Here is a 25,175-nt window from a genome sequence, read left to right as displayed (position 1 = left end):
GTTGGCCGTTGCTGAGCGTAATGACCAGCGGGCTGCCTTGCGGGGCGTTATTAACACTCGCGCTGACGGTGATCGGCTCGCCTTCGGTGACGGCGCTCGGGGCGCTCAGCGTGATGGTGGTAGCGTCGGCGTCATCGTTGATGGTGACCGCGGCGGTGGCGTCACTGTCGAGGGCTTCGTAGTTGCCGCCTTCGGCGCTTTCGATGCTCAGGTTCAGCGTGTCGGTGCCTTGCTGGTAGACATCGTCAGCACGGCTCTCGAAGGTAACACTGCCGGTGGTCTCGCCCACGGCGATGGTGATCTGTTGGCCGTTGCTGAGCGTAATGACCAGCGGGCTGCCTTGCGGGGCGTTATTAACACTCGCGCTGACGGTGATCGGCTCGCCTTCGGTGACGGTTTCCGGAACGGTCAATGTAATGGTGGTGATGTCATTATCATCGCTAACGATCACATTGGCTTCAGAGGTGGTATCGATAGTGTCATATCCGCCTCCCGTGGTCGTATCAATGCCAATCGCAATTGATCCATCACCCTGCAAGTAAGCATCATCTGGACGGCTCTCGAACGTAACGCTGCCGGTGGTCTCACCAATGGCAATAGTGATCTGCTGCCCGTTGCTGAGCGTAATCACTAGCGGGCTGCCTTGTGGTGCAACACTGACAGTGGCAGTTATCGTAATCTGCTGACCTTCTGTCACCTGCTGAGGAGCCGTCAAAATAATCTCAACGTCAGCACCGGGCTCTGGAGCAGGGGTGGGAACAGTCACATCCTCCCCATCGTCAGCCGCAACGGCCCCACCATCAAATTCAACGAATTCGGCGCCTTCTAAGCCGCCTTCTGTACTAAAGCTAAGGGGGTCGGTCTCTTCGGCGATACGGGCAACACGTACGAAGCTGTTGCCACCACCGCCGCCACCGCCGGCACCCGCACCTGCGGCTGTCGCGTCTAGGATATCGAGCAGGTCACCATCTTCGTCATCGAGCGCGGCGAGGAGTGCCTCTAGATCGTCATCTTGCGCACTGGCATCGGTGGCGACGATCAAATCGCTGACAAGGTCCGGCGTGACCGCCACTTCCTGGCCGCCTTCGACGACGTTGGCTCCCGTGCCGTCAGCAAAGTCGAGTTCGACACGGCCGTCGGCAGAGGTAATGAGCGTTTCACCTTCTTGAAGGACATCCCCGATACGCAATTCGCGTAGGTTGCCGTCTTCGTCACGCGCCCATGCTTGACCTGTAATCGCGATAACCGTTGCCGTCGCCATGTGTCACTCCTCACTCGTTGTAGGTTGCCGCCCGCTAGTACGTTGGGACTAGATAGATCGGTGGCATATACAGCGAGATTAGGAGGGTATGGAACAAAAAAGTATTGTACCGATGGACAAAAAAACGAGGCCCTTTAGACCTCGTGGTGGTAAACGTATATATGGGAGATTGTCACGTTTTCGGCAGTCGAGCTACATATCTGCCTGCTCTGCTACTGGCGCTAATTTGAGGATCAATTGCAACCGATCACGCACCTCCAACTTCTTGAAAATAGCACTCAAATGCGCTTTCACCGTTCGCTCGGTGATATCCAACTGGCGGGCCGCTTCCTTGTTGGTAGCACCGCGCGCAACCGCGAGTGCAACACCGCGCTCTCGCTCGGTCAGCAGCCCTAAGTAATCGCTATGCTGGTAGCGGTCATGATCAACACGCTGCTGAAGAGCCTTGAACGTACCGCCAAGTACTTTAGCCAGTAACTCTTGACCTACCCAGACTCCCTGGTTCGTAACGACCAGCGCCACTTGGTTGAGCACATCGGCGGCGGCCAGAGTGTGCACATAGCCTCTTGCGCCCAGATCCAGTGCACTAAGCGCTTCTCGGTCATCAGGGGTGTAGCTAAGCACCACGACAATGGCACCCTGTTCGACTAATTTAGGCAGTAGTGAGGGCCAGCTCTCGACGGTCGTCGAGAGCCAAGCGAGATCGTTGGGTGATATCTGATGCTCGTAGGTGGCTGGCGTCGAAGCCCCTACATTCTGGAACGCTTTTTTCCACCGCGCCTTTAAACTGCCATCTGTTGTGATAAACCAGTGTTTCATCAGCGCTCCCCCATGGAATCTCGCCACGCCCTTAAAACAGGTTTCAGCATAAACTGCATCACCGTTCGCTTACCGGTGACGATATCGACCTGCGCCGTCATGCCCGGTATTACCTGCAGCCGGTCGGCTACGTTTTCATTCTCTAAGCTGCGCACTCGCACCAGATAAAACGTGTTGCCGTCATCATCGGTGATAGTATCGGCACTGATGTGCTCAAGCTCTGCCTGTAGACCGCCGTAGATGGCATAGTCGTAGGCGGTGAGCTTGATGGTGGCTGGCTGGCCTGGGTGAAGGAAGGCGATGTCTTGAGGCGCAATCCGTGCTTCCACGAGCAGTTGATCATCGGTAGGCACGATTTCCACCACTTCCTGGCCAGGCTGGGCAACACCGCCAATGGTATTGATGTGAATACGCTGCACGATGCCATCCACCGGCGAGCGAATTTCCGTCAGTCGCACTCTATCCTGAAGCCCCGTGCCAGACTGCTGTAGTGCGTTGAGCTCGCCCAGCGCTTGCGCGAGGTCGTTACGCCACTCGCTTCGACGCTCGGCATCCAGCTCTCGCAGCTGCGTTTGCGCCTCCTCGACGGCTGCTTGCAGGCGAGCAACCGCCGCATCGGCCTGACTCCTCTCACCAGATGCTCGTGAAACTTCCCGCTGTAAACGCAGCACCTCGACTTCAGAAACCGCTCCCGAGGCCAGCAGTGGCCGCGTCAGGTTCAGCTCCTGGCTGGCCATGCTAGCCTCACGCGCAGCGGTATCCCGTCGTGACTCTGCCTCACGCAACTCCTGCTCGCGCTGGCGAACGCGATCTTCTAACACGTTCTTTTGCTCGCGCAGCTCTTCGCGTCGGCTCTCGTATACCTCACGCTCTTGCATGACGATGTTGGGCACTTCCTGGCGTAGCTCTTCGGAGGGCTCGAAAGCCGTACCGGTCGCCAGCGCACGCAGACGTTCAGCGCGGGCTTCCAGAGCGAATCGCTGGGCGCGATTTTCACGAAAATCCGAGACGAACCGGGTCGGGTCTATCTGCATCAGCACCTCACCGGCGCTCACCATCTGCCCCTCCCGCACCATAATCTGTTCGATCACCCCGCCGTCAAAGGACTGGATACGCTGAAGTTGGCTGGCAGGAATCACCCGTCCAGACCCGCGGGTCACTTCATCAATAGCGGCAAAGTAAGACCATATCAGCAGCGCCACGATCGCCAACAGAACCGTATAAAGAAACAGCCGCGCCCGAATGGGCTCTTGCTGCATTCGCGCCCAGTCGGTGTCGCTCGCCCAGTCACGATTGAGGTGCGCGGAGGTCACTCGTTTGGCAAACAGGCGATCCATAAAGGGTCGAAACGGTTTTTGGCCCTTTTCAGAGAAGCGCCCAATCGCTTCAAAGCCTTTTTGTTCGGATGTCGAGGAGGATTTACGCGCCATTACGAAGCCCTCCCGATTTGGCCTTTGCGCAGCGCTTCCACCACGGTATCCCGCGGACCGTCGGCGACGACTTTACCTGCATCCATGACGATGATGCGATCCACCAGAGAGAGTAGCGAGGTACGATGCGTTACGACGAGAATGGTTTTGCCTGCTGCGACGTTTTTTAGATTGGCTTTGAACGTCTCTTCACTGGCGTTATCCATAGAGCTGGTAGGCTCGTCCAGTAATAAGATGGGCGGGTCTTGAACCAACGCGCGGGCAATGGCAACCGACTGTTTCTGCCCACCCGATAGCGCTTGGCCGCGCTCGCCTACCTGCAGATCGACGCCATGAGGATGGCTGTTGACCAAGCTTTCCAGCCCCGCTAGCTCGATGGCCCGCAGCAGCGCATCGTCATCCACTCGGTCACTACCACCCCCTGCCACGATATTGTCACGCAGCGAGCCTGAAAATAGGCTGACATCCTGAGGCACATAGCCTATGTGGCGGCGTAGTTGTAACGGGTCGAGCTGACGAATATCGACATTATCGACCAGCACCGCCCCGGCGGTGGGCTGATAAAAACCTAGCACGAGTTTATTGAGCGACGATTTTCCACAGCCAATGCGCCCCAGGAGCGCCACTTTTTCGCCCGCTTTGACCGTGACAGAGACATCCTTCAAGGCGTCGCGCTCTTCATTGGGATAGCGTAACGTCACTTTTTCAAGGCGAATATTGCCTGCAAAGCTGGGCTTTTCTACGTACGCCTTGCCTTCGTGCCGCTCTACCTTTTTATTCATGACCGCATTCAATGACTCTAATGCGGTGGAGGATTGATGATACTGAGCCAGCAGTGCGGCGGCTTGGCTGATAGGCGCCATGGCTCGCGAAGAGAGCATATAGGCAGCGATCAGGCCACCCTGAGTCAGATTCCCCTGGATGATTTGATACACCCCGACGATGATGACGCAAACGGCCACGCTATGCTGTGCCCACTGAGCGACGTTAGAGACCGACGTGCTGACCATTTTCAATTGCGCGCCGGTCTTGGATAGAAAGGCCGACGCTTTTTCCCAATGACGCTGGATGCGACTTTCGGCCCGTAACGCTTTGACGTTTTCCAACTGGGAGATGGACTCGACCAAGAGCGAGTTACGCTGCGCGCCGACCTCCCAGGTCGTTTGCGAAAGTTCGTGGAGCTTTCCTTGAGCCGCCAAGGCGTAGAGCAATACGAATACGATCCCAACCAGTACAGGGAGCACGAGCCAGGGGTTGATCAGCGCAATAATGGCGGCAAACATAAGCACGAACGGTAAGTCCACGATGCCTAGGATGGTTGCAGAACCGATAAAGGCACGCACTGATTCGAACGACTGAAGCGTGGAGGTGAAGGACCCCGTCGAGGCGGGCCGCTCTTCCAAACGCAGCCCCAGTGATTTGGCCATGATACTTGATGAGAGCTTGACGTCTGCCCGGCTGGCGGCCAAGTCGACAAAGCTGCTTCGCATTAGCCTTAGGGCCAAGTCGAAGCAGAGAACGATAAAAATACCGACGGCGAGCACCCAAAGCGTTTCTGTTGCTTGGTTAGGCACGACACGATCGTAAACATTGAGAACGAATAGGGGCATGGCGATGGCGAATACGTTAATCGCCACCGACCCCAGAACGATATCGCGGTAAAGCCGACGATTTTCACGAATAACGCCCCAAAACCAGTGCTGGTCACGGCGTTTTTTAACGCCCGGCTCGGATGCGTTATCAGCTAAAAACTTTGGGCGAACGTAAATAGCCTCGCCACTATAACCCGCGTAAAGCTCGTCGAGAGAAATGTCGACGTCCGACTCTGAGAGTTCGGGAAAAATGACGCGGGCTCTTTTCTGCTTAAGATCCAGCCCCAACAAGACACAGGCTCGGCCGGGTTCGAGCAGAAGAATCACCGGGAATAGCGCTGGATTCAGTCCAGACAGCCGACTTTTAGTAATTCTAGCCGTCAAACCCGCCCGTGAGGCAGCTCGCCCAAACACCGAGGGCGTCAATTTGCCCTGTTCCAACGGCAGGCCTGCCCGAAGTGCTTCCGATGACACTTCATGTTGATGAAAAGAAGCGATTACCTTGAGGCACTCAAGCAGCTCATCACGCCCCTCTAGTTCATTGGGGCTGATTTCATCCGATCGCGAATGGGGAGCCTCCGCCCTACTCAGGTTTGGTTGTGTCACAAAGACCTCATTACCCTAAAACGCATTAAGCGACTCGTATTACACACCCAATGGGTAGTGCTTGCCTGCCGCCCTGCGCGGCAGGCTCAGAGGATGGCTAGTTACTCATAGACGCTTGATGCTAACCATTGGTGACAAAGGCATCACCATACCCCATTCGTTGTAGCGTTTGCTGTAGCGCCTGAGCATCACTGAACGAGGCCACCGGCCCCAGTTGAACGCGATAATTTCCCGCCGACGCATACACCCGTGACTGGCTCGTTAGCTGCTCTCCTAACTCAACGCTTAACTGTTGAGCGCGCTCAGCGGCACTTAGCGAGGCGACTTGAATGTAGAGACTGCTCTCGATGGCCTCAGGCTCAACCGCTGCGTTGGCGTACACAGGCGCATCGATTGGCATCACGACTGGCTCACTCGGCTCGTTGTAGGCGGTGGTGAGCGTGTCGCTGGACAACGACGAAGCGGAAATGCCACGGGTGAAATCTTCCAGAGTGAAGCCACGCGGGCCATCGGTAGCGCAGGCCATCTCAGGGTCTTGCGCTAAATCTTCGTAGCCCAACTCTGCCAAGGTGGGAATGTCTTCACGGACGACTTCCAGCGTTTGCATGAGCTGCCCCATGGCGGCCAGCGTCCGCGCCTGGGCCAGTGTCAGGTCGAATTCCGCATTGGCATAGGCGCGGCTGGCCTCGAAGTACTCATTCTCACTGTCCAGCACGTCCAAAAGGGTGCGCTGGCCAATATCGAACTGCTGCTGATAAGCGCCACGCACGCGGTCGATGGATTGGCGGTGGTCGTTGAGATAGCGCAACTGCTCATTAAGACGCTGCGTATCGTTGTAGGCGATTTGGGTCGTCTGACGGACATTGGTACACGCCACTTCACGCTGATTGACGGCCTGCTCGATGCGCGTCGTGGCCGCTTCGAACGCGGCGCTGTCAGAACCACCGCGATAGAGGTTCATGCTTGCCACGAGCTGAATGCTATGCTCATCGCTGCGACCAGCGATCGAGTCGTCTTGGTTATTGGTACCGGTACGGCCTTGAATATCCAGACGTGGCATGAAGGCAGCACGAGCGGCATTTTGCTCAGCACGCTGAACGGCGATGTTCTCAATGGCCGCATGGAAATCGGGATTGCCCTCAAAGGCCATTCGCACTGCTTCACTGACATCGCTGGGTAGCTCGTCGGCCAGCGAGGGTGCAGGCGACATATTTTGCGGTGGTAGCTCACCGACGATCCGCTGGTAACGTGCCGTCACATCATGCAGGTTCGAAGCTTCGGTCATCAAATTGGATTCGGCCAGCGCCAAACGACCGCTGATTTGCTCCAGATCCACTCCACGCCCAGCACCAGACAGTGCACGCTCTTCGATCTGGGAGAAAACACGCTGGTGTTCGCGATAGTTATCTTGCGCCAAGCGGACCATTTCTCGGAATCGCAAGACATCTAGATAGGTTTCAAACGCTTCCAGCGCTACCGTTTCGCTGGCCCCCAGCAACTCGAAGTAAGCGATGAGGCGCGTACGATCCAAGCGCTCTACTTCGCTGCGTGTCGCAAAGCCATCGAATACCATTTGCGTCAGGGTGAGCTCGGCAAAGTCACTGCTGTAACTGCCACGTCCATCGTTTTGCTGGTCTTGGCGCCCCACCCCGGCCGTCACGTCGATCGACGGCAGGTAGTTACCCTGAGCCACGCGCACATCACTTCCCGCCGCGCTAAAATTGTTCCAAGCTGCATTGACCTGCGGGTTACTCACGATCGTTTGCTGAATTGTGGTATTGAGATCGGTCATACCAGGCGCGTACAGCGTAGAAGGCAGCTGCTGGGCAAGCGCCGTCAGCGGTAAACAGGCAAGCGTGGTCAGTGTCCAGGGTCGGACAGCGCGCTGAAGTGAGAGAGGTGTGCGTTTCGTTGTAACGTTGTCTTTCATGGCCAGAGATCCCTAATGAACGTTTTCGCTACCGATGAGCAAGTCGCCTTTCCTTCGTAACAACGCACGACGCATTGTCACCCCCTGGGCTGCTTACCCCGACTAAAAACTGCCAGATCAACATGAAGCTGGCTATCGTCGCTGGTGATATTGTCTTAGTTAAATCACCCTAACGGGATGATATTAGCTTAAATTAATCGTATTAGCGGCAGTGACAAGCTATAAAAACAAAAGTCACAAAAATTTACAATAAGCGGCCAAAAAAACACACTACAGCGCTGGCTCACGCCGTGCTTGGGGAATCTGTTGAATCGCCAACCCGCACAGAATCAGTATTAAACCCACTAAGGTAGACAGCCGCATTGGCTCACCGACGACCAAGAACAGCAGCAAAAGGGAGACAGGCGGCGACAAGAAGATCAGATTAGAGACCTTGGCAGTTCGTGAAACGCTCTGCACGGCCATTTGCCAAAGCACGAACGCAACGCCCATTTCGAAGAGGCCGACATACGCACCAGCCCCAAGCGCAGACCACCCGTGCCACTGCAGGCCAGGGCCAAAAAGTAACAATAGTGTTAAAACAGGTAACCCAACACTGAAATTCTGCCACTGCCCTACCAACGGCTGCCGCGCGTCTTTCGCATTGAGCAGCCAGTAAAGCGCCCATACCAGTGTCGATGCCAACGCGAAAACGACCCCCAAAGGATCTTCGAAAGCAACGTTGAAGACCTCTCCTCGGGTAGCAATGACCCAAACGCCGCTGTAAGCCACCAAACCAGCCCCTACATCCGAGCGGGTGAGACGATGTCCCAGCAGCGGCACTGCCAAAAAAGCCATTGCCAGTGCCCATGTATAGTTGAGCGCCATGGCCTCTTGGCCAGGTAGCCGGTCATAGGCAGCAAATAGCAACAAGTAGTAAGCCACGGGGTTCATTAACCCAGCCCAAAGCGCCGTCCCCCACCCCCAGCGTAGCGCAACGCGCATATGCCCTTGCTTGACGACAATGGCACCCATTAGCGTCCAGGACACCAGAGCGGACAACCACATGAGTTCAAGCGGGCTCATCCAGGCCAGGGCGACTTTGAATGCCGTCGCCACGGTCGACCAAAGCGCGACGGCGCCCAAGCCATACAGTACTGCCTGCTGATCTTGCGTCATCGGTCGATATGCCCCAGGTCTTGGGCAGGATCGATCTGGTCGCGCACCTGCTGTTTGAGCGTTTTAATGTCGGGAAACCCACCATCTCGCTTACGCTCCCAGAGAAGCGAGTCATCACACCAGATCTCGAAAGTACCGCCGTGAGAGGGTGAGAGCGCGACTTCTGTCAACTGCTCACCAAACGTAGAGAGAAGTTCTTGCGCATACCAAGCGCTGCGTAGCAGCCACTGACACTGTGTGCAGTAGCGAATATGAATGCGGGCCATTGTGCAAATCCTTATCGATCGGTTCCTTTTACTGCGCAGCGGCGCTGACTAACCCCTTTTGCCAGCATTATGTGGCATCCTGAGGGTATTCTGTCATCTTGTATGAGTAAACCGCCAAGGAACCGATGATGGCCCAACCGGATGTTTCACAAACGCAGCTTTATGAGTGGCTTACTGGCGATGACGACAGCCGGATGTGCGACGACATTCCTGACGGCGCTTGTCAGGAACAGCCGCGCAACTTTTTTCTTCACCTGTTGGCATCGCTGGGCAATAAACTCGCCGACGAACTCTCGAGCGCTCGTCTGGTCCTGCCCTGGCTGCTGGGCATCATCGGCGCACCGGTCTGGATGGTGGGGTTACTCGTTCCCATCCGCGAGGCAGGCGCCCTGCTCCCCCAACTGTTCATCGCCGGCTTCATTCGTTTGAAGCCCCAGCGTAAATGGGTGTGGGTCGCGGGGGCCACACTTCAGGCCGTGGCCGCCGCCCTGTTAGCACTGCTTGCCTTGATCGGCCACGGAGCACTTGGCGGCGGGCTGGTGCTGGCCGTACTCGTCATGCTGTCATTAGCGCGCGGACTCTCGTCAATTGCTACGAAAGACGTGCTCGGCAAAACCATTGCCAAACGCCGCCGCGGTACGCTGATGGGTTGGAGTGGCAGCATCGCCGGTGCCGCCACGCTCATAGCCGGGGGTGTCTTAGTCCTCTTTGGCGACCGTCCCGGGAATATTGCCTTAGCCATTCTGCTAAGCGTGGCCGCAGCGGGGTGGCTGATCAACGCGCTGTGCGCTGCGCGCATCAAAGAGGTGCCAGGCGCCGTGGAAGGCGGTGAAAACGCCTGGGATAGCATCAAACTCGGCATGTCTCTGATGCGCGAAGACACTACGTTTCTTCACTTCAACGTGGCGCGTGCGCTGCTGCTCTCTAGCGCGCTCGCCCTGCCCTACCTGGCACTGCTGGGGCAGCAGCAAAGTGGCACCGAGCTAGGCGGGCTGGGCATTTTGGTAGTGGTGTCGGGATTGGCCGCGATGGTGGCAAGCCCCATCTGGGGAAAAAGAGCGGACCGCTCCAGCCGTCGGGTCATGCGCGACGCGGCCATCGGAACGGCTATGTGTTGCCTGCTGGCAGCTCTGATTGCCTGGTTGCCAGGCAGTTGGACGCAGAGCGTGCTGCCTTATGCGGGTGTCTACGCTCTATTGGTGGTGGTTCACCACGGCGTGCGCTTGGGGCGCAAAACGTATTTGGTCGACATCGCTAACCAAGACAATAGAGCGCTATACGTTGCGCTTTCCAATACCTTTACTGGTGTGCTAATGCTCATCGTTGGTGGCATGATTGGCGCATTGGCACAGTGGTTAGGCAGCGCTATGCTGCTGGTGATTTTGGCGTTGATAGCCCTCGGCGCCATGCTTAGCGCGCACCGACTCCCCGAAGCGGAGTGATATTGCCGATTGCAAAGCCGATCGACGCTCGCCATGATGGTCAGCAAATCACGGTGGCTAGCTGTTTTTTTGCTATCCTATTTTTGTTTGATGGTGTTAAAGACGGCATCGTCCTGCACTAAAGAGCGCCCCGCGCTGACGCACAGCGCCATGGCGGAGAAAGACGAGAAGCAACAGGAACCCATTGATGAAACGATCTCCCTTGATAAGCCCGGAGTTACTCGAACGCATTGTTGACGCTTCTGAAGATGGCATTGTCGTTGCAGAGCAGGAAGGTGACGAAAACATTCTGATTTACGTGAACAAAGGCTTCGAGCGTTTGACGGGCTACAGTGCAGACGAAATCCTCTATCGCGACTGCCGCTTTCTACAAAACGAAGATCGCGATCAGGATGCGCTCATGTCGATACGTGAGGCGCTGCAGGATGGCCGACCCTCCCGCGAAGTGCTACGTAACTACCGTAAAGATGGCACGATGTTTTGGAACGAACTCTCCATCACCCCGGTATACGATGAAGCCGATAAGCTGATGTACTACATCGGGGTGCAAAAGGACGTAACGGAGCGTGTCGAAGCGCAGCTAGCCCTGGCAGAATTGAAAAAGCAGCAGGAGCACGCAGAGTAACGTCTCACTGTCATCGCACCGACAAGAATAAGTAATACTCAGACGATTAGAGACCGCTCCCACGCCACAATCATGACACATGCGTCAAAAACGCTTGAACTTCCAACCCAGTGGCGCTATATAGCGCCTAGGCGCTTAATGAGCGTTAGGCGCTTTTTACGCATTTTCCTATAGCGTAAGAAGCCGTTGTGATGCCGGTGCGCCGGCTTGGGTTGGAGGGCATACCATGAGCCGTGACCCCTTAAATCGTGACACCTATACCAACGACGGTCTTGACGCAGACGATTTCGATACTGTGGATGCCGTCAACGACGACCACTACGGTAAAAGCAAACCCAGTAAAGCGGATACCCTGCGTGCACGTCGCCAAGTAGAAGCGTGGCTGGAAGAGCGTCGCCTGCAGCGGGCGATCGAAGACGACTGGGACGAAGAAGAGTAATGACGACCCGGAGGGCACCTAGACGTGCCCTTCTTTTTGGGCGCCTCTTGCAACGCGGGTTTACTGGCCTTTAGCCGCGCTGGGCACTATCATCTGTGCACCAAGCCAGCCTCTTGCTGGTCTCGCTTTTACTACAACCTAACGGATTTCCATGGCGCAATACGTATTCACCATGAACCGGGTCGGCAAAGTCGTGCCGCCCAAAAAGCAAATTCTCAAGGATATTTCGCTCTCGTTCTTCCCCGGCGCCAAAATTGGCGTGCTGGGTTTGAACGGTGCCGGTAAATCCACGCTGCTGCGCATTATGGCCGGTGTCGATAAAGAGTTTGAAGGTGAAGCTCGTCCGATGCCCGGTATCAATGTGGGCTATTTGCCCCAGGAGCCGCAGCTAGATGACGAGAAAAACGTCCGTGATACCGTCGAAGAAGCGCTGGGTGCCATCAAAGAAGCACAGGAAAAGCTCGATGCGGTATACGCCGCTTACGCTGAACCTGACGCGGACTTCGATGCCCTCGCCAGCGAGCAAGCACGTTTAGAGAACATCATCGAAGCGGCAGACGCGCATAATATCGAGCGCAAACTAGAAGTGGCCGCCGAAGCCCTACGCCTGCCGCCGTGGGAGGCCAAAGTCGGCAACCTCTCTGGCGGTGAGCGTCGCCGTGTGGCGCTCTGTCGTCTGCTGCTCTCCAGCCCTGACATGCTGTTACTCGACGAGCCCACCAACCACCTGGATGCAGAGTCCGTGGCTTGGCTGGAGCGCTTTTTGCACGACTACAATGGCACCGTCGTGGCAATCACCCACGACCGCTACTTCTTGGACAACGTTGCGGGCTGGATTCTCGAGCTTGACCGTGGGCAGGGCATTCCATTCGAAGGCAACTACTCCCAGTGGCTGGAGCAGAAAGAGCAGCGCCTGACCCAAGAGGCGAAGCAAGAAGCGTCTCGTCAGAAAGCCATCAAGCAAGAGCTCGAATGGGTGCGCAGCAATGCCAAAGGCCGCCAGGCGAAGAGTAAAGCGCGCCTTAACCGCTTCGAAGAAATGCAGTCTGGCGACTTCCAGAAGCGTAACGAGACCAACGAGATCTACATTCCGCCTGGCCCGCGCCTGGGTGACAAGGTGATCGAGTTCCACAACGTCACCAAGCGCTTCGACGACAAGCTGCTCTACCAAGACCTCTCCTTCACCATCCCCCCTGGCGCCATCGTCGGGATCGTGGGTGGTAACGGCGCGGGTAAATCGACGCTGTTCAAGCTGGTCACCGGTAAAGAACAGCCGGATGCCGGTGAGGTGGTGATCGGTGAAACCGTCGACATCGCTTACGTCGAGCAGTTGCGCGATGCGCTAGACGATAAACAGACCGTTTGGGAAGCCGTGTCAGACGGGCAGGACATTCTCAATATCAACGGCTATGAAGTCTCCTCACGCGCCTACGTGGGCCGTTTCAACTTCAAGGGCAACGACCAACAAAAACGTTTGGATGAGCTGTCCGGCGGTGAGCGGGGTCGCCTGCAGCTAGCGCAGACCCTGAAACAGGGGGCTAACGTACTGTTGCTGGATGAGCCCTCGAATGACCTGGACATCGAAACGCTGCGCGCTCTGGAAGAGGCGTTGCTCGCCTTCCCCGGCTGCGCGATGGTGATCTCTCACGACCGTTGGTTCCTGGATCGTATCGCCACGCACATTTTGGCGTTCGAAGGTGATTCCGAAGTGGTGTTCTTCGACGGTAACTACACCGAGTACGAAGAGGACCACAAAAAACGCGTCGGTAACGACACGCCGAAGCGCATGAAGTACAAGCGTATCGACGCCTAACGTCGTGCTCCTCGGTGCAAAAAGCCCTGCTCATGCAGGGCTTTTTTTATGACGATGGGAACGTGTCTGACGAATGTCTCATCCCGCGGGCCAAGTAAACTCACGCCCGCCCAGTAGATGCATATGAATATGATAGACGGTCTGCCCACCCATCTCATTGCAGTTCATCACCACTCGATAACCGTCTTCCGCGAAGCCTTGTTGTTTGGCGAGCTGTGCCGCGGTGTGCTGTAAGCGACCTACGAGCGCCACGTCGTCTGCTTCGATATCGTTTAGCGTTGGGATGTGCTTTTTAGGAATGATGAGCTGATGCGTTGGCGCCTGGGGGTTAATATCGTTGAACGCCAGTACGTGCTCATCCTCGAACACGATGTCTGCCGGAATCTCGCGGTTAATGATTTTACAGAATAGGCACTCCATCGCAGCCTCCTTACGTTTGGCGCGTTTATGGTCGGTCGAGCAGCGCCGCCTTAGCGAAAACGGCGCTGCGATAGCAGGTGGCGAACCAGCGGTGCGAGTATCAGCTCCATCGCCAAGGACATACGAGCACCGGGCACCACCAGGGTATGCGGACGGGTCATAAAAGAATCTTGGATCATCGCCAGCAGCCATGGAAAATCTACCGTCGACGGGTCACGAAAACGAATCACCACGAACGACTCGGCATCGGTGGGAATATCCTGCACTTCGAAGGGGTTGGAGGTATCGACCGTGGGCACCCGCTGGAAATTGATGTGGGTACGCGAAAACTGCGGCTGAATATAGCGCACGTAATCATCCATACGCCCCAAAATGGTATCAATGACCGCTTCCTGAGAGTAGCCGCGCAGTTTGGTGTCACGGTCGATCTTTTGAATCCACTCGAGGTTCATCGTCGGTGCCACGCCGACCAGCAAATCAACGTGACGGGCAATATCGTACTCTTGCGTCACCAAGCCGCCATGCAACCCTTCATAAAAGAGCAGATCGGTACCGCAGGGCAGTGACTGCCACTCGGTGAAAGTGCCTACGCGATAACCCGCCTCGATTTTCTGCTTGTCTTCCGCGTGAATGTAGTGCCGAAACGTGCCGGTACCGTGCTCTCCGTACTCGATGAACAGGCCTTCCAAGCGGTCGAGCAGGTTGGCCTCGACGGCAAAATGAGACAGCTCGTCCTTACGCTCCGGCTCTTCGCGGAAAATACGTTTGAGATCATCGCGGGTATAGCGGTGGAAAGCGTCGCCATCCACCATGGCCGCATGCACGTCTTCACGGAGGAACATGCGCTCGAAACTGCGGCGGACGGTCGTGGTCCCCGCCCCTGACGAGCCCGTCACCGCGATGATGGGATATTCTCGCGACATTTATCCCCCCCGGGCATCCGCCAGCGTTTGCTTTAGCGCATCGGGAATCGCCACCGGCCGACCCACCGCCAGGTCCAGTAGCAGCTTGTTGACTCGCGCGGTCGCTACGACATCGCCTGTATCTGCCTTGATGACCCGCTGATAGATCGTCAACGCTTTGCCCTCGGGCTCGGGCACCGCCGTTTCGATGACCAGCGCGTCAGGAAAGCGCGCCTCCTGTTGATACTGCACGGCGAGATCCACGACCACGCTGGGGTAGCCGTGCATATCCCACTCCGGAAGATCCAAGGCCATAAAGGCCTTCGCCCGCGCTTCATGAAGCAGCGACACCAGGGCATCGTGCCCCAAGTGGCGGCCATAATTCATATCCGTCACCCGCACCGTCAGCGAATGGCGATGAATGACCGCTGCCAAAGGGAAGTCCAGCGAGACACGCTCCATTGCTTTACTCCTTGTCGGGTGACGATATGACCGGGAAAAGTCGCTTTTACTGCTCCCGCGCAATGGCGCGGAAGGCGATATCACGGCGGAATTCGACGCCTTCCCAATGAATCGCGCTAACCCCTCGATACGCCTGCTGCTGAGCCGCCGAGACGCTGTCGCCCAAGGCCGTGACACACAGCACGCGCCCACCGGCCGTAGTGATCTCACCTTCTGCATTTTGCGCTGTCCCCGCGTGGAAGACCTTGCACTGCGCCCGCTCGGCATCGTCCAAGCCGTGAATCACGTCGCCTTTACGATAGCTACCGGGATACCCACCCGCGGCCAGCACCACGCCCACGGCGGCACGGGAATCCCACGTACACTGCTTTCCGGCCAGCTCGCCTTTTGCGCCAGCCAAACAGAGCGCCGCCAAATCGGAGGTAAGACGCATCATGATCGGCTGGGTTTCCGGGTCACCAAATCGGCAGTTGTACTCGATGACTTTGGGATTGCCTTGCGCATCGATCATCAGCCCCGCATACAGGAAGCCGGTATACGCGTTCCCCTCCGCGGCCATACCGCGCACGGTGGGGAGAATGACCTGCTCCATGATCCGCGCATCGACGTCGGGCGTGACGACCGGCGCAGGGGAGTAGGCGCCCATGCCGCCCGTGTTGGGGCCCGTGTCGCCATCGTAGGCGCGCTTGTGATCCTGACTGGTCGCCATCGGAACGACGTTTTCGCCATCTACCATGACGATGAAGCTCGCTTCTTCGCCGTCGAGAAACTCTTCGATGACGACACGCGCGCCCGCATCACCAAAGGCATTGGCTTCGAGCATATCGCGAATCGCCGCCTCGGCTTCCGCTTCGCTCATGGCCACGATGACCCCTTTACCCGCCGCTAAGCCGTCGGCTTTGATCACGATCGGCGCGCCCATCTCAGCCAAATACGCTAGCGCAGGCTCTACGGCCGTAAACGTCTGGTAGGCCGCGGTGGGAATGTCATGACGGGCCAGAAAGTCCTTGGTGAACGACTTGGAGCCTTCGAGCTGGGCGGCGCGCTGGCTGGGGCCAAAAATCGTCAAACCGGCGGCTTGGAATCGGTCGACGACACCTTCGACGAGCGGCGCTTCTGGGCCAACGACGGTCAGGGCAATCTGCTCTTGCTGAGCAAACGCGACCAGTGCCTCTAGGTCGGTGACACCAATGGCCACATTGGTCAGCTTGGGCTCCGTTGCGGTCCCTGCGTTGCCAGGCGCGACGAAGACTTGCTCGACATCACTGGACTGGGCGAGTTTCCACGCCAGGGCATGTTCGCGGCCACCGCCACCGATCATCAAAACTTTCATGGGTATCCTTCTTAAACGGGAGAGCGTCGATGGGCGGCATTATGCCACAACGTACCACCCCGTGGCCTTAGGAACGCTTGTCCGATGTCTCGTCATCGTCCGTCTGGGTAGGCTGGTTGAGCGCGTTTTGCCAAAACCGCATGTTCTCTTCGGCCAATTCACGCATGAACTCGATCGGCGAGTGGCGCATGGCCTGCTGCCACTGGGTCTGCATCCGCTTTTGCTGCTCTAGCATTAGCTGCGTGCCCTGCTCCAAGTAGCGTGCCAGCGGCAGTGGCGAGGACATATCGTACACACGAATCAGCTGCGCCAGCAGGTCATTAGAAAACACTTCGGCTTCACTATCCGCCTGTTCTTGTTCGATAATGATCGATAGCAGGATGGTGCGCGTTAGATCTTCACCGCTTTTCGCATCCTCGACGCGAAACGGCTCTTCTTCAATGATCAAACGGCGCAGGTCCTCGAGCGTGACATAACGGCTCTGCTGGGTGTCGTACAACCTGCGGTTGGCATATTTACGAATTACGCGCACAGCGCATCTCCTTAAACGCGATAAAGGCTTTTGTCGCCGTTGCTGCTATTGTGCCTGCAACACGCGCCCATGCAAGCCAGCTTAGCGGATTCGTGGTGTTAAGCACGCCTTTCCTTGGACCAATAGACGACGACTATGAATTTGATACTGTTAGACCCAAGCGAGGTCGACGCTCACCACGCGCGCATTACCGATGCGCGGCGCTTGACCCATTTACACGACGTACACCGTGCCCAACAGGGCGACCGCTTGACGGTGGGCATTCAGGGCGGCGCCATGGGTAAAGCCTCGCTGATAACACTCAGTCGACACGAAGCGCTCTTTGCGCTGGAGGATCTTTGTGAATCGGCGCCCCCCGCCCTGCCCGTTCACCTCGTGCTGGCCTTGCCGCGCCCCCGTATGTTAGCGCGAACGCTAGAGCACGTGACGGCGCTGGGCGTCAAAGAGATCACCTTGCTGCATACTAAACGGGTAGAAAAGAGCTATTGGCAATCACCGGAGCTAAGGGCTGACAAGATTCATCAACATTTAGTGCTGGGCCTCGAGCAAGCACGAGATACCCTGCTGCCCAATGTGACGCTGTGCAAGGGCTTCAAAGCGTTTCTAGAAGGCCAGCTCCCGCAACTACTGAGCGAACGTCGCGGGCTAGTCGCTCACCCGGGAATGGAAAACGCCTGCCCACGCGACGTGGATGAACCCACTCTGCTACTGGTCGGTCCTGAAGGTGGTTTCATTCCTTGGGAGGTGGAGCAACTGATTCAGGCAGGCTGCGAGGGCATGCACTTGGGACCGCGCATCCTACGCGTCGAAACAGCCGTCACCGCGCTGCTGTCACGGCTGTTTTGAGTGCTACCTGACTAATAAAGGATCAAGACTGGTCGTCTTCTGGGTCGTGGGGAACGTACGCAGCGTTTTCTCCACACTCGGGTTCCTGTAGAAACGTATTGCGTACGTCTAGCAAGCCCAGGTGGCTGATGGTACGACGCCCCAATAGTAGCGGATAGATCATCTCTTCTCGGTCACGCAGGCTAAACTGCTCCTCGTAGATGGTATCCCCCATGCACACGTCCATCAGCACCACCGGGCGCTCGTCACGCCCCCCGGCGCCGCGCACGGTTTGCTCGCGATAGAGAGGACGCTCGATTTGGTCGCTAAAGGTGTCACCGCTCTCTTGATCTTCCAGCTTCAAACGAAAGCGCACCCACTCCTCACCCTCTTTCTCGAACATTTCAATGTCTCGGGCATCCAGAGAAGAGGTCAACGCCCCGCTGTCCAGCTTGGCTTTGACCGCGATGCCCCAGGGCTCGATATAGGCGTTTTCGACCCAGCCGAAGACGTTGTCTTGCGTTTGAGCGTCCTCTGCCTGTGCAGTCGCTCCCAACAGTAGCGTGCTGGCCAGCACGCTGGCACCCCATACTCCTAAGCCAGTTTTTACCATCTCGACTCATCCTTGGTGAAACATCGACGATTGAACATTAACGTAACCGCTCCAGCAGCGATTGAGTGGCGAAGCCATCGGGAACGATCCCCTGGTCGCGCTGGAAAGCCCTCAAACCCGCCTGGGTATTCGGCCCCATGATGCCATCCGCGACACCTACCGAGTAACCGGCATCGTTCAAGCGCTGCTGGAGCGTTCTGACATCGTCACGCGTCAAAGGTGCCTCATCCCGGGGCCATGACTGCGCGATGCCATCGCGTCCGGCAATGGCATCGGCCAGCGTCGCCACGGCTAGTGCATAGCTCGTTGCATTGTTATAGCGCAGAATCGCGCGGAAATTGGGACCAACGATGAACGCAGGGCCACTCGCCCCAGCCGGGACGATGACCGCAGCGCTATCGAAAGAGGGAAGCTCACCCCGAACGGCACGCACACCTTGTGCAGCCCATTCGGCGCTGCTCTTACGGTCGGTTTGCGAGTAGTCAAAGTCGTCGGGTAACCTGACCTCAGCACCCCAGGGTTGGCCTGCCTGCCAACCAGCGCGCGCAAGATAGTTCGCCGTCGACGCCATGACATCGGGAATACTGCCCCAAATATCGCGCCGCCCGTCGTCATCGCCATCCACCGCGTAGGCTTCGAAACTGCTGGGGATAAATTGGGTATGCCCCATCGCCCCCGCCCAGGAGCCTTTCATCTGTTCGGCGGCAATGTCCCCTTGGTCGATGATGCGCAGGGCCGCCAGCAGCTCACCCCGGGCGAACTCTCGTCGGCGGCCATCGTAGGCCAGCGTCGCGAGGGATTCGAGTGTCGAGAAATCGCCAAAATTGCTGCCGTAATTACTCTCCACGCCCCAAATCGCTACGATGATCTCGGCGGGGACACCGTAGCGCTGCTGCATCATATGCGCTGTCTCGCGGTGCTGCGCCAGCGTCTCTCGTCCATTGTCGATACGCGTTGGCGACACAGCACTATCTAAATATTGCCAAATGGCACGGACGAATTCTGGCTGGTAACGATCTAGCTCGATGACCCGCTCCCGGTAACGAATCCCATCGAACGCCGACGCAAGCGTGGCCTCACTGATACCTTGGCTGGCGGCATAGCGGCGGAACTCGCCGAGCCACTCATTGAAGTTGCCATAGCGCACCTGCTCTGCGGCGCGGGCGTCGACTTCCGTCATGAGCTGGGGGCTTGCCGTCACAGCAGGGACGTATAAAGTAACAGCGGCCAACAGTGGCCACAGCAGGTGGCGGCGGGTACGTATCGAACCATTACGTTTCAATGACCTGGGGCGTGACGTCATAGTATTCATCTCTTGGCAATCCTTAGCGTGAGGCTGATGATGGCTCAGAAATAAACGAGTTACCAGCCTCAGAGAGACAAGCGCCCCAAAACCACAAAATGGAGCATCACCACACTCACCGTTAGCACACAGCGCAGGATCAGATACCACTTGGGAAAGCCTTCGCGCCCTTCCCGGCTAATATCGTAGCCTCCCATCAACAGAAACCCTGCCAACAACACCCAAAGCCCGGTCACCGTGTTGAATAGCAAAGCGGGCCACGCTATCAGGCTAGGCACCATGGCCAGTACTAGCCGCCGTACGTTGTTGTCACGGGGCACTTGAAGCGCACTGCCCCAATGAATGCCCCCTAAAAACGACAAAATCACGGCGCTGTAGTAAGTAAAGCCATAGATGGCACTGACCTGCCAGACAGGCGGTGCCCACCAAGCGGCGAGTCCGCCGCCCATGAACGGCAGCAGACCGGCCAAGCCTAAGCTCCATGCCAAGCGCTTTTCAGACTCCATTCGCGCCATCGTTACTCATCCGTTTCTTCGAATTCGGTAGCAGCAATCAACCAGCGCTGCCACTCGTCCGGCAACACGCAAGGCTGCTTGAATTGAGAAGGTGCCACACGCCAGGGCTGGTGGCGCTCCAATCCATAAGGCAACGATTCGAGAGCAGGCAACCAGTAGGCCACGTAAAGCCCTTTCGGGTCGTAGTGGCCTGCCTGCTTCAATACGTTGAAGTAGCGATCCTGCCGCGGATCGCGTCCCACTCCGGCAATGTAGCGCCAGTTCCCCCAGTTACTGGCCACGTCATAATCGATCAAGCAGTGTTCGAACCACCAAGCCCCTAACCGCCAGTCGACCTGAAGATCTTTGACTAGAAAGCTCGCGACGTTTTGTCGAGCCCGATTAGAGATCCAGCCAGTACGCCTGAGTTCGAGCATGGCAGCGTCAATGAAGGGGACACCGGTGTCGGCGTTACGCCACGTATCGAAAGCCGCATTCGCAGCGGGCAGCGAATCACGGCCGAACAGGGACGCACCTTCAAGCTGCGCAGCGCGATGAAAATAGTCGCGCCATAAAAGTTCGAAGACGATCCAGTAGCTTGATTCACAGCTACCGAACTCGGCCTCCCACGCTTTTACTTCGTGATTCACTTGGCGGGCTGATAGGCAGCCACGGGAAAGCCACGGAGAAAAGCGCGTGGAGAAGTTGGCGCCTAGCAGGCCATTGCGCGTTTTCTTATAAGACTCCGCGCCGTTTTGACGCCATAAGTAGTGCTGCAAACGATCGTTCGCTGCCGACTCGCCGCCCACGAATACGAACCCCTGACGATTATCGGGTTGCCAAGCGGCGCTGGTTTCACACACCGACTTCAACGGTGGGAAACCGCGTGGCGCACCGTCAGGCCAGCCTGGCAGGGTGACCGGCGCGGGCAAGGGAGGCGGTATCTCACACTGTTTTTCTACACTGCGACGAAACGCAGAAAAACTGGATGGCAATGCGTCCAATTCGAACGGCAGCGCAGCAGCGTCGATCAAATAACCGCTATCTGCACGGTAAAGTCGGCAACTAGCGGGCAAACCGGCAGCCGCGCGAGTGACGTTCTCCGACTCTTCGCATCCTGAGTGTTCCGCCACTCGGACTTCACGCGCACCAAGCGAGGTGGCCAGTTCGACGACGACCGCTGCCGGGTCACCAATGCGCACCAACAGGTCGCTACCTCGGCGCAACAATTCTCCGCGAAGCTCCATCAAGCTTTGCCATAAAAAGCGCAAACGCGCTGGCCCTAGCCTGGGCGTCTTTTCACCCGGCACGGCCGCCTGGAGCCAACGCTGGTCGAGCACGTAAAGGCAAAGTAGCTGATCCGGGCTGTGTTCGAAATGTAATAAGGGGTTGTCGGCGACACGCAGATTATCCTGCAGCCAGACAATGTCAGTCGTGCTGTTCATGCTCTTGCCTCCTCGGCGTGCTGTGCTGCTTGGCCTCGCGACGGCAACGTTCGCTGCAGAAGCGCACCTCGTCCCAGCAGCGCGCCCATTTTTTCCGCCAAGTAAATGGGCGCTGGCATTGAACGCAGTCTTTTTGCGGTAAATCGTGTTTCCGTTTCATCTATCCATCTCGCTGCGTGCTGGCTATGCCACGCTACGCCGTAATACATGGACATAATAACTTATACAGTACAATTATTGTATATAAATTGATACCTCGACTTTGCCATAACACGCACCTACCCTCTTTTAAGTCGCGCATAAAAAAAGCCACCCAACCTGGGTGGCTTCTATTAATTACGGTGACGCCTAACGTTAGTCGGGATCGGTATTGCGAGGGTGGCGCTTCGCGTTTTCTTGCGTCTCCATACCGCTTTTCAGCTCATGGGTGAGCGGGTCGTAGTTAGGGCGCAGCTCATCTTTGACCGTGCCGCTCCAAAGCCGAGAGCCCACAAAGTAACCGGCTCGGCCAATCACGTGGGCGGCAATAGGCGCGGTGATCAAAATGAACACGATAATGGCTAACGAACGCGCGACGACCCCTACCTCGGCAAAATGCATGGCCGAGGCCAACATGATCAGAATCACACCCAGCGCGGCGGCTTTGGTGGTGGCATGCATGCGTGTCAGTAGATCGGGCAAGCGAAGGAGCCCTACGGCGGCTAGCAGCATAAAACTCGCGCCGACCAGCAGCATGGCGCCTTTGATGGCATCAATCATCCCGAGGCCCTCCCCGTTCCAAGAAGCGTGCAAAGCCAATCGCGGCCAAAAACCCCATCAACGCAATGACGATGGCCGCATCCAAAAAGCTGGAGACGCCCGATTGAATGGCATACACACCGACCAACCCCACGACCGTCGTCGAGAACAGTTCTAGGGCCACTACGCGATCTGGCAGACTAGGTCCACGCACCACGCGAACGAAGGTCAGCACGAGCGCCAAGCCCATGATCACCTGACTAATTAAAATCACGGTTTCCATTAACGAAATAACTCCAGTGCCCTGTGTTCCATCTCTTTCAAATTGCGCCGAAGCTCCTCTTCGTCGTCCAGGAACATCGCATGGATATACAACACTTTACGGTCATCGGACACGTCTAGGCTCAGGGTACCCGGTGTGAGCGAAATCAAATTCGCCACCAGGGTGATCTCCATTTCGGTGCGTGCCGACAGCGGTAAGGCAATGACCCCCGGCTGCATGTGCCAAGGCGGCGTCAGGATATCGAATGCCACGCGTAAGTTGGCCTGAACCAACTCTTTGATGAAAAAGCCGAGAAAGCCGATGAAGCGCGGCACACGAGCAGGATAGCCTTTCAACCCATCGACTTGAGGCTCGATCAGCAGCAACGCGATATAGCCAAAAATCATCCCTACCAACAAATTCAACCCGGAGAAGTCGCCGCTCAGCAGCACCCAGGCCAAACCAAGCAAGAGGTTCCAAATGGCGCCTGTCATGGTGTTTCCTCCAAGCGGTCATCGACACGTTCGGCCTGTATCTCAAGGGGATCCAGTAGCGCTGCTTCCGCGCTTGCGGAGGCACCGAGTACCGCTTCGATATAGCCTGAAGGCGTCATCAATTGATCGCCTATTTGGTTCATCACCAGCATGATGGGTTCGGCAAACACGCCAATGAGCAGGGACATCATGGCCAGCACCACGACAGGCAGATACATCATCCACAGGCTGGGCTTCAGCAACCGGCCGTCATCGCCTGTCGGTGTCGGTGTTTCGGGCACCTGGTTTTCTTCAGGTAGCGCCTTCCAGAACACTTCATTCCAGATCTTCACCATGGAGTAGAGCGTCATCAAACCCACGGCCAGAGCGATGCCGGTCGCCACGTAAGCCTCTGCCTCAAAGCCCGCCCGCACCAGCACGAACTTCGCAAAAAACCCCGAGAGCGGTGGGATACCCGCCAGAGAAAACGCGCTGATAAAAAACGCGACGGCCAGCCAAGGCCGCTCACGATAGAGCCCACCCATTTTTTTGAGCTGGTACGTCCCTTGGAGGCGATGCGTAATGCCGCTGATCAAGAACAGGTTCGTCTTGACGATGATATTGTGCATGATCGCGAACACACCGCCGGCAATGGCCAGCGGCGTATAGAGCGCCAGTCCCAATATCATGTAACCAATCTGACTGACGATATGAAACGAGAGGATACGACGAAATTCATACTGAGCGGCGGCGCCTAACACGCCGGTCACCATGGTCAATACTGCTCCCCACAGCATGATGTCTTGGAGGTAGCCCATGGTTTGATCAAAGATCAGCGTAAATACCCGAAACAGCGAGTAAACGCCCACCTTGGTGAGCAGTCCCGCAAACAACGCCGATACCGCCACCGGCGGCGTATGATAGGACGCAGGCAGCCAAAAAAATAGCGGAAACGCGGCGGCTTTGATACCAAAGGCCACCATGAACATCACCGCCAGCACTTCGACCATACCGCTGTGCTCGGCCTCATCCATGCGCAGCGCAATATCGGCCATATTGAGCGTTCCCACCGTGCCGTAGAGCAACCCCACCGCGCTGAGAAAAATCACCGAAGCCAGCAGGTTGAGCGTGACGTACTTGATGGCGCCCTCCATCTGGGCGCGCTCGCCACCGAGCGTGAGGAGCGCAAACGAGGCCACCAGCATCACTTCGAACCAGACATAGAGGTTGAAGATATCGCCCGTTAAAAAGGCGCCCGCCACCCCCGCCAGTAGCAAATGCATCAGCGGGTAGTAGCCAAATTTTTCGTGGCCGCGGCCAGTCGTCGCCAGGGAGTAAATCCCCATGGCCAAGCCGATGATGCCGGTGAGCAGTATCATCACAGCGCTGAGCATGTCAGCGACGAGCGTTATCCCAAACGGTGCTGGCCAGCTGCCCATTTGAATGGTGATGTAGCCATCTTCCAAGACCGCAACGAACAGCCACAGGCTGACGACGAATAGCGCGACGTTGCCCGCCACGGCAATAAAACGCTGCATCGGGCGCGAACGCCAAAACATCAGCGAAATGGCCCCAGAAAGTAGCGGCAGTAAAACGGGGAGTGCGACTTCAGGCCTCACGTGTCGGTATCCTTCATCTTGTCCAAGTCATCCGCCTTGACGATTTCATAAGCGCGGCGAATCAGCACCACCGCAAACGCCAATACACCAAAGGCAATCACGATAGCCGTCAATACCACTGCTTGCGGCAAGGGGTCGGCAACGCCACCCAATGGCTGCATCATGCCTTCGGGGATCAGGGGGGGCGCACCCCGCGTCATACCGGCCGTGGTAAAAATTAACAGGTTAGCGGCGTTGGACAGCAGCAGCAGACCAATCACCAGTTTGACGATAGAGCGACGCAACATCATGAATATGGCGGTCGCGTAGAGCAGGCCTATGACGAGGGCCATTAACGGTTCCATCGGCAACCTCCCGATTCGATGAGTCTAAG

General features: G+C 57.0%; 27 protein-coding genes. 5 read left to right on the top strand and 22 right to left on the bottom strand.

All coding sequences use genetic code 11. The features are described from left to right. The 7 genes from FHJ80_RS09605 to FHJ80_RS09575 form a co-directional block, all read right to left on the bottom strand. Positions 1–1,261 (bottom strand): retention module-containing protein (locus FHJ80_RS09605; RefSeq protein WP_139526866.1); only part of this gene is annotated, 1,261 nt, incomplete at its 3' end. A 192-nt stretch (positions 1,262–1,453) separates the two neighbouring features. Then, entirely contained in the window at positions 1,454–2,080 is a 627-nt protein-coding gene (locus tag FHJ80_RS09600; protein WP_044628520.1) for a response regulator transcription factor, read from the bottom strand. After that, positions 2,080–3,510, bottom strand: coding sequence for an HlyD family type I secretion periplasmic adaptor subunit (locus FHJ80_RS09595; RefSeq protein WP_139526864.1), 1,431 nt, complete (start codon positions 3,508–3,510; stop codon positions 2,080–2,082). Before FHJ80_RS09595 ends, FHJ80_RS09600 begins: the two co-directional genes overlap by 1 nt. After that, a complete protein-coding gene (locus tag FHJ80_RS09590; protein ID WP_239286464.1) occupies positions 3,510–5,621 on the bottom strand; it encodes a type I secretion system permease/ATPase in 2,112 nt (703 codons plus the stop codon). Before FHJ80_RS09590 ends, FHJ80_RS09595 begins: the two co-directional genes overlap by 1 nt. 208 nt (positions 5,622–5,829) lie before the next feature. Then, the gene (locus tag FHJ80_RS09585) at positions 5,830–7,638 is read right to left on the bottom strand and encodes a TolC family outer membrane protein (protein WP_139526862.1); all 1,809 of its coding nucleotides are present in this window, start codon (positions 7,636–7,638) and stop codon (positions 5,830–5,832) included. Positions 7,639–7,908: 270 nt separating this feature from the next. Then, a complete protein-coding gene (locus FHJ80_RS09580; RefSeq protein WP_139526859.1) occupies positions 7,909–8,796 on the bottom strand; it encodes a DMT family transporter in 888 nt (295 codons plus the stop codon). After that, positions 8,793–9,062: a SelT/SelW/SelH family protein gene (locus FHJ80_RS09575; protein WP_139526857.1), complete on the bottom strand. Its 270-nt coding sequence runs from the start codon at positions 9,060–9,062 to the stop codon at positions 8,793–8,795. The genes FHJ80_RS09580 and FHJ80_RS09575 overlap by 4 nt, the downstream gene beginning before the upstream one ends. Before the next feature lie 128 nt (positions 9,063–9,190). Here FHJ80_RS09575 and FHJ80_RS09570 point away from each other — a divergent pair, with 128 nt between their 5' ends. The 4 genes from FHJ80_RS09570 to ettA all read left to right on the top strand — a co-directional run bounded on the left by FHJ80_RS09570 (position 9,191) and on the right by ettA (position 13,381). Beyond that, entirely contained in the window at positions 9,191–10,504 is a 1,314-nt protein-coding gene (locus FHJ80_RS09570) for an MFS transporter (RefSeq protein ID WP_139526855.1), read from the top strand. A gap of 187 nt (positions 10,505–10,691) precedes the next feature. After that, complete coding sequence (locus FHJ80_RS09565) at positions 10,692–11,129, top strand: PAS domain S-box protein (protein WP_139526853.1); 438 nt, start codon at positions 10,692–10,694, stop codon at positions 11,127–11,129. Between the two features lie 226 nt (positions 11,130–11,355). Next, on the top strand, positions 11,356–11,568 hold the full coding sequence (locus FHJ80_RS09560) for a PA3496 family putative envelope integrity protein (protein ID WP_139526852.1): 213 nt from the start codon (positions 11,356–11,358) through the stop codon (positions 11,566–11,568). A gap of 151 nt (positions 11,569–11,719) precedes the next feature. Next, a complete protein-coding gene (gene ettA / locus FHJ80_RS09555) occupies positions 11,720–13,381 on the top strand; it encodes an energy-dependent translational throttle protein EttA (protein ID WP_139526850.1) in 1,662 nt (553 codons plus the stop codon). Between the two features lie 78 nt (positions 13,382–13,459). On the opposite strand, the gene FHJ80_RS09550 is transcribed toward ettA, so the two are convergent. The 5 genes from FHJ80_RS09550 to phaR all read right to left on the bottom strand — a co-directional run bounded on the left by FHJ80_RS09550 (position 13,460) and on the right by phaR (position 17,030). Next, entirely contained in the window at positions 13,460–13,801 is a 342-nt protein-coding gene (locus FHJ80_RS09550) for a histidine triad nucleotide-binding protein (protein ID WP_139526848.1), read from the bottom strand. 50 nt (positions 13,802–13,851) lie between these two features. After that, on the bottom strand, positions 13,852–14,724 hold the full coding sequence (locus FHJ80_RS09545; protein WP_139526845.1) for a phosphoribulokinase: 873 nt from the start codon (positions 14,722–14,724) through the stop codon (positions 13,852–13,854). Further along, on the bottom strand, positions 14,725–15,165 hold the full coding sequence (locus tag FHJ80_RS09540; RefSeq protein WP_139526843.1) for a thioesterase family protein: 441 nt from the start codon (positions 15,163–15,165) through the stop codon (positions 14,725–14,727). Positions 15,166–15,211: 46 nt separating this feature from the next. After that, positions 15,212–16,498 (bottom strand): phosphoribosylamine--glycine ligase, encoded by a 1,287-nt coding sequence (purD, locus tag FHJ80_RS09535; RefSeq protein WP_139526841.1) that lies wholly within the window; start codon positions 16,496–16,498, stop codon positions 15,212–15,214. Between the two features lie 67 nt (positions 16,499–16,565). Continuing rightward, positions 16,566–17,030 (bottom strand): polyhydroxyalkanoate synthesis repressor PhaR, encoded by a 465-nt coding sequence (phaR, locus tag FHJ80_RS09530; RefSeq protein ID WP_139526839.1) that lies wholly within the window; start codon positions 17,028–17,030, stop codon positions 16,566–16,568. Positions 17,031–17,165: 135 nt separating this feature from the next. Between phaR and FHJ80_RS09525 the strand changes: the two genes are divergently transcribed. Beyond that, positions 17,166–17,876 (top strand): 16S rRNA (uracil(1498)-N(3))-methyltransferase, encoded by a 711-nt coding sequence (locus FHJ80_RS09525; RefSeq protein WP_139526837.1) that lies wholly within the window; start codon positions 17,166–17,168, stop codon positions 17,874–17,876. A 22-nt stretch (positions 17,877–17,898) separates the two neighbouring features. Here FHJ80_RS09525 and FHJ80_RS09520 read toward each other — a convergent pair whose 3' ends face one another. The 10 genes from FHJ80_RS09520 to FHJ80_RS09475 form a co-directional block, all read right to left on the bottom strand. Beyond that, positions 17,899–18,468 (bottom strand): ATP-dependent zinc protease, encoded by a 570-nt coding sequence (locus tag FHJ80_RS09520; RefSeq protein ID WP_139526835.1) that lies wholly within the window; start codon positions 18,466–18,468, stop codon positions 17,899–17,901. A 37-nt stretch (positions 18,469–18,505) separates the two neighbouring features. Then, a complete protein-coding gene (locus FHJ80_RS09515) occupies positions 18,506–19,780 on the bottom strand; it encodes a lytic murein transglycosylase (RefSeq protein WP_231125650.1) in 1,275 nt (424 codons plus the stop codon). Positions 19,781–19,839: 59 nt separating this feature from the next. Beyond that, positions 19,840–20,286, bottom strand: coding sequence for a DUF3429 domain-containing protein (locus FHJ80_RS09510; protein ID WP_139526833.1), 447 nt, complete (start codon positions 20,284–20,286; stop codon positions 19,840–19,842). Between the two features lie 2 nt (positions 20,287–20,288). Continuing rightward, complete coding sequence (locus tag FHJ80_RS09505) at positions 20,289–21,710, bottom strand: DASH family cryptochrome (protein WP_139526831.1); 1,422 nt, start codon at positions 21,708–21,710, stop codon at positions 20,289–20,291. Beyond that, entirely contained in the window at positions 21,694–21,870 is a 177-nt protein-coding gene (locus tag FHJ80_RS09500) for a DUF2256 domain-containing protein (RefSeq protein ID WP_139526829.1), read from the bottom strand. Before FHJ80_RS09500 ends, FHJ80_RS09505 begins: the two co-directional genes overlap by 17 nt. A 194-nt stretch (positions 21,871–22,064) precedes the next feature. Beyond that, positions 22,065–22,469 carry a monovalent cation/H(+) antiporter subunit G gene (mnhG, locus tag FHJ80_RS09495; protein WP_139526827.1) on the bottom strand — a complete coding sequence of 135 codons (405 nt, stop codon included), beginning with the start codon at positions 22,467–22,469 and terminating at the stop codon, positions 22,065–22,067. Next, the gene (locus FHJ80_RS09490) at positions 22,462–22,731 is read right to left on the bottom strand and encodes a monovalent cation/H+ antiporter complex subunit F (RefSeq protein WP_044628502.1); all 270 of its coding nucleotides are present in this window, start codon (positions 22,729–22,731) and stop codon (positions 22,462–22,464) included. The genes mnhG and FHJ80_RS09490 overlap by 8 nt, the downstream gene beginning before the upstream one ends. Beyond that, the gene (locus FHJ80_RS09485) at positions 22,731–23,204 is read right to left on the bottom strand and encodes a Na+/H+ antiporter subunit E (RefSeq protein WP_044628501.1); all 474 of its coding nucleotides are present in this window, start codon (positions 23,202–23,204) and stop codon (positions 22,731–22,733) included. The genes FHJ80_RS09490 and FHJ80_RS09485 overlap by 1 nt, the downstream gene beginning before the upstream one ends. After that, entirely contained in the window at positions 23,201–24,802 is a 1,602-nt protein-coding gene (locus tag FHJ80_RS09480; RefSeq protein ID WP_139526825.1) for a Na+/H+ antiporter subunit D, read from the bottom strand. Before FHJ80_RS09480 ends, FHJ80_RS09485 begins: the two co-directional genes overlap by 4 nt. Then, positions 24,799–25,146: a Na+/H+ antiporter subunit C gene (locus FHJ80_RS09475; protein ID WP_139526823.1), complete on the bottom strand. Its 348-nt coding sequence runs from the start codon at positions 25,144–25,146 to the stop codon at positions 24,799–24,801. Before FHJ80_RS09475 ends, FHJ80_RS09480 begins: the two co-directional genes overlap by 4 nt. Positions 25,147–25,175 lie beyond the last annotated feature (29 nt).

Source organism: Halomonas sp. BL6, assembly GCF_006228115.1.
Taxonomy (GTDB): domain Bacteria; phylum Pseudomonadota; class Gammaproteobacteria; order Pseudomonadales; family Halomonadaceae; genus Vreelandella; species Vreelandella piezotolerans.
Note: the sequence above shows the minus strand (reverse complement) of the source record. Positions and strands in the feature narration are given on the sequence as shown.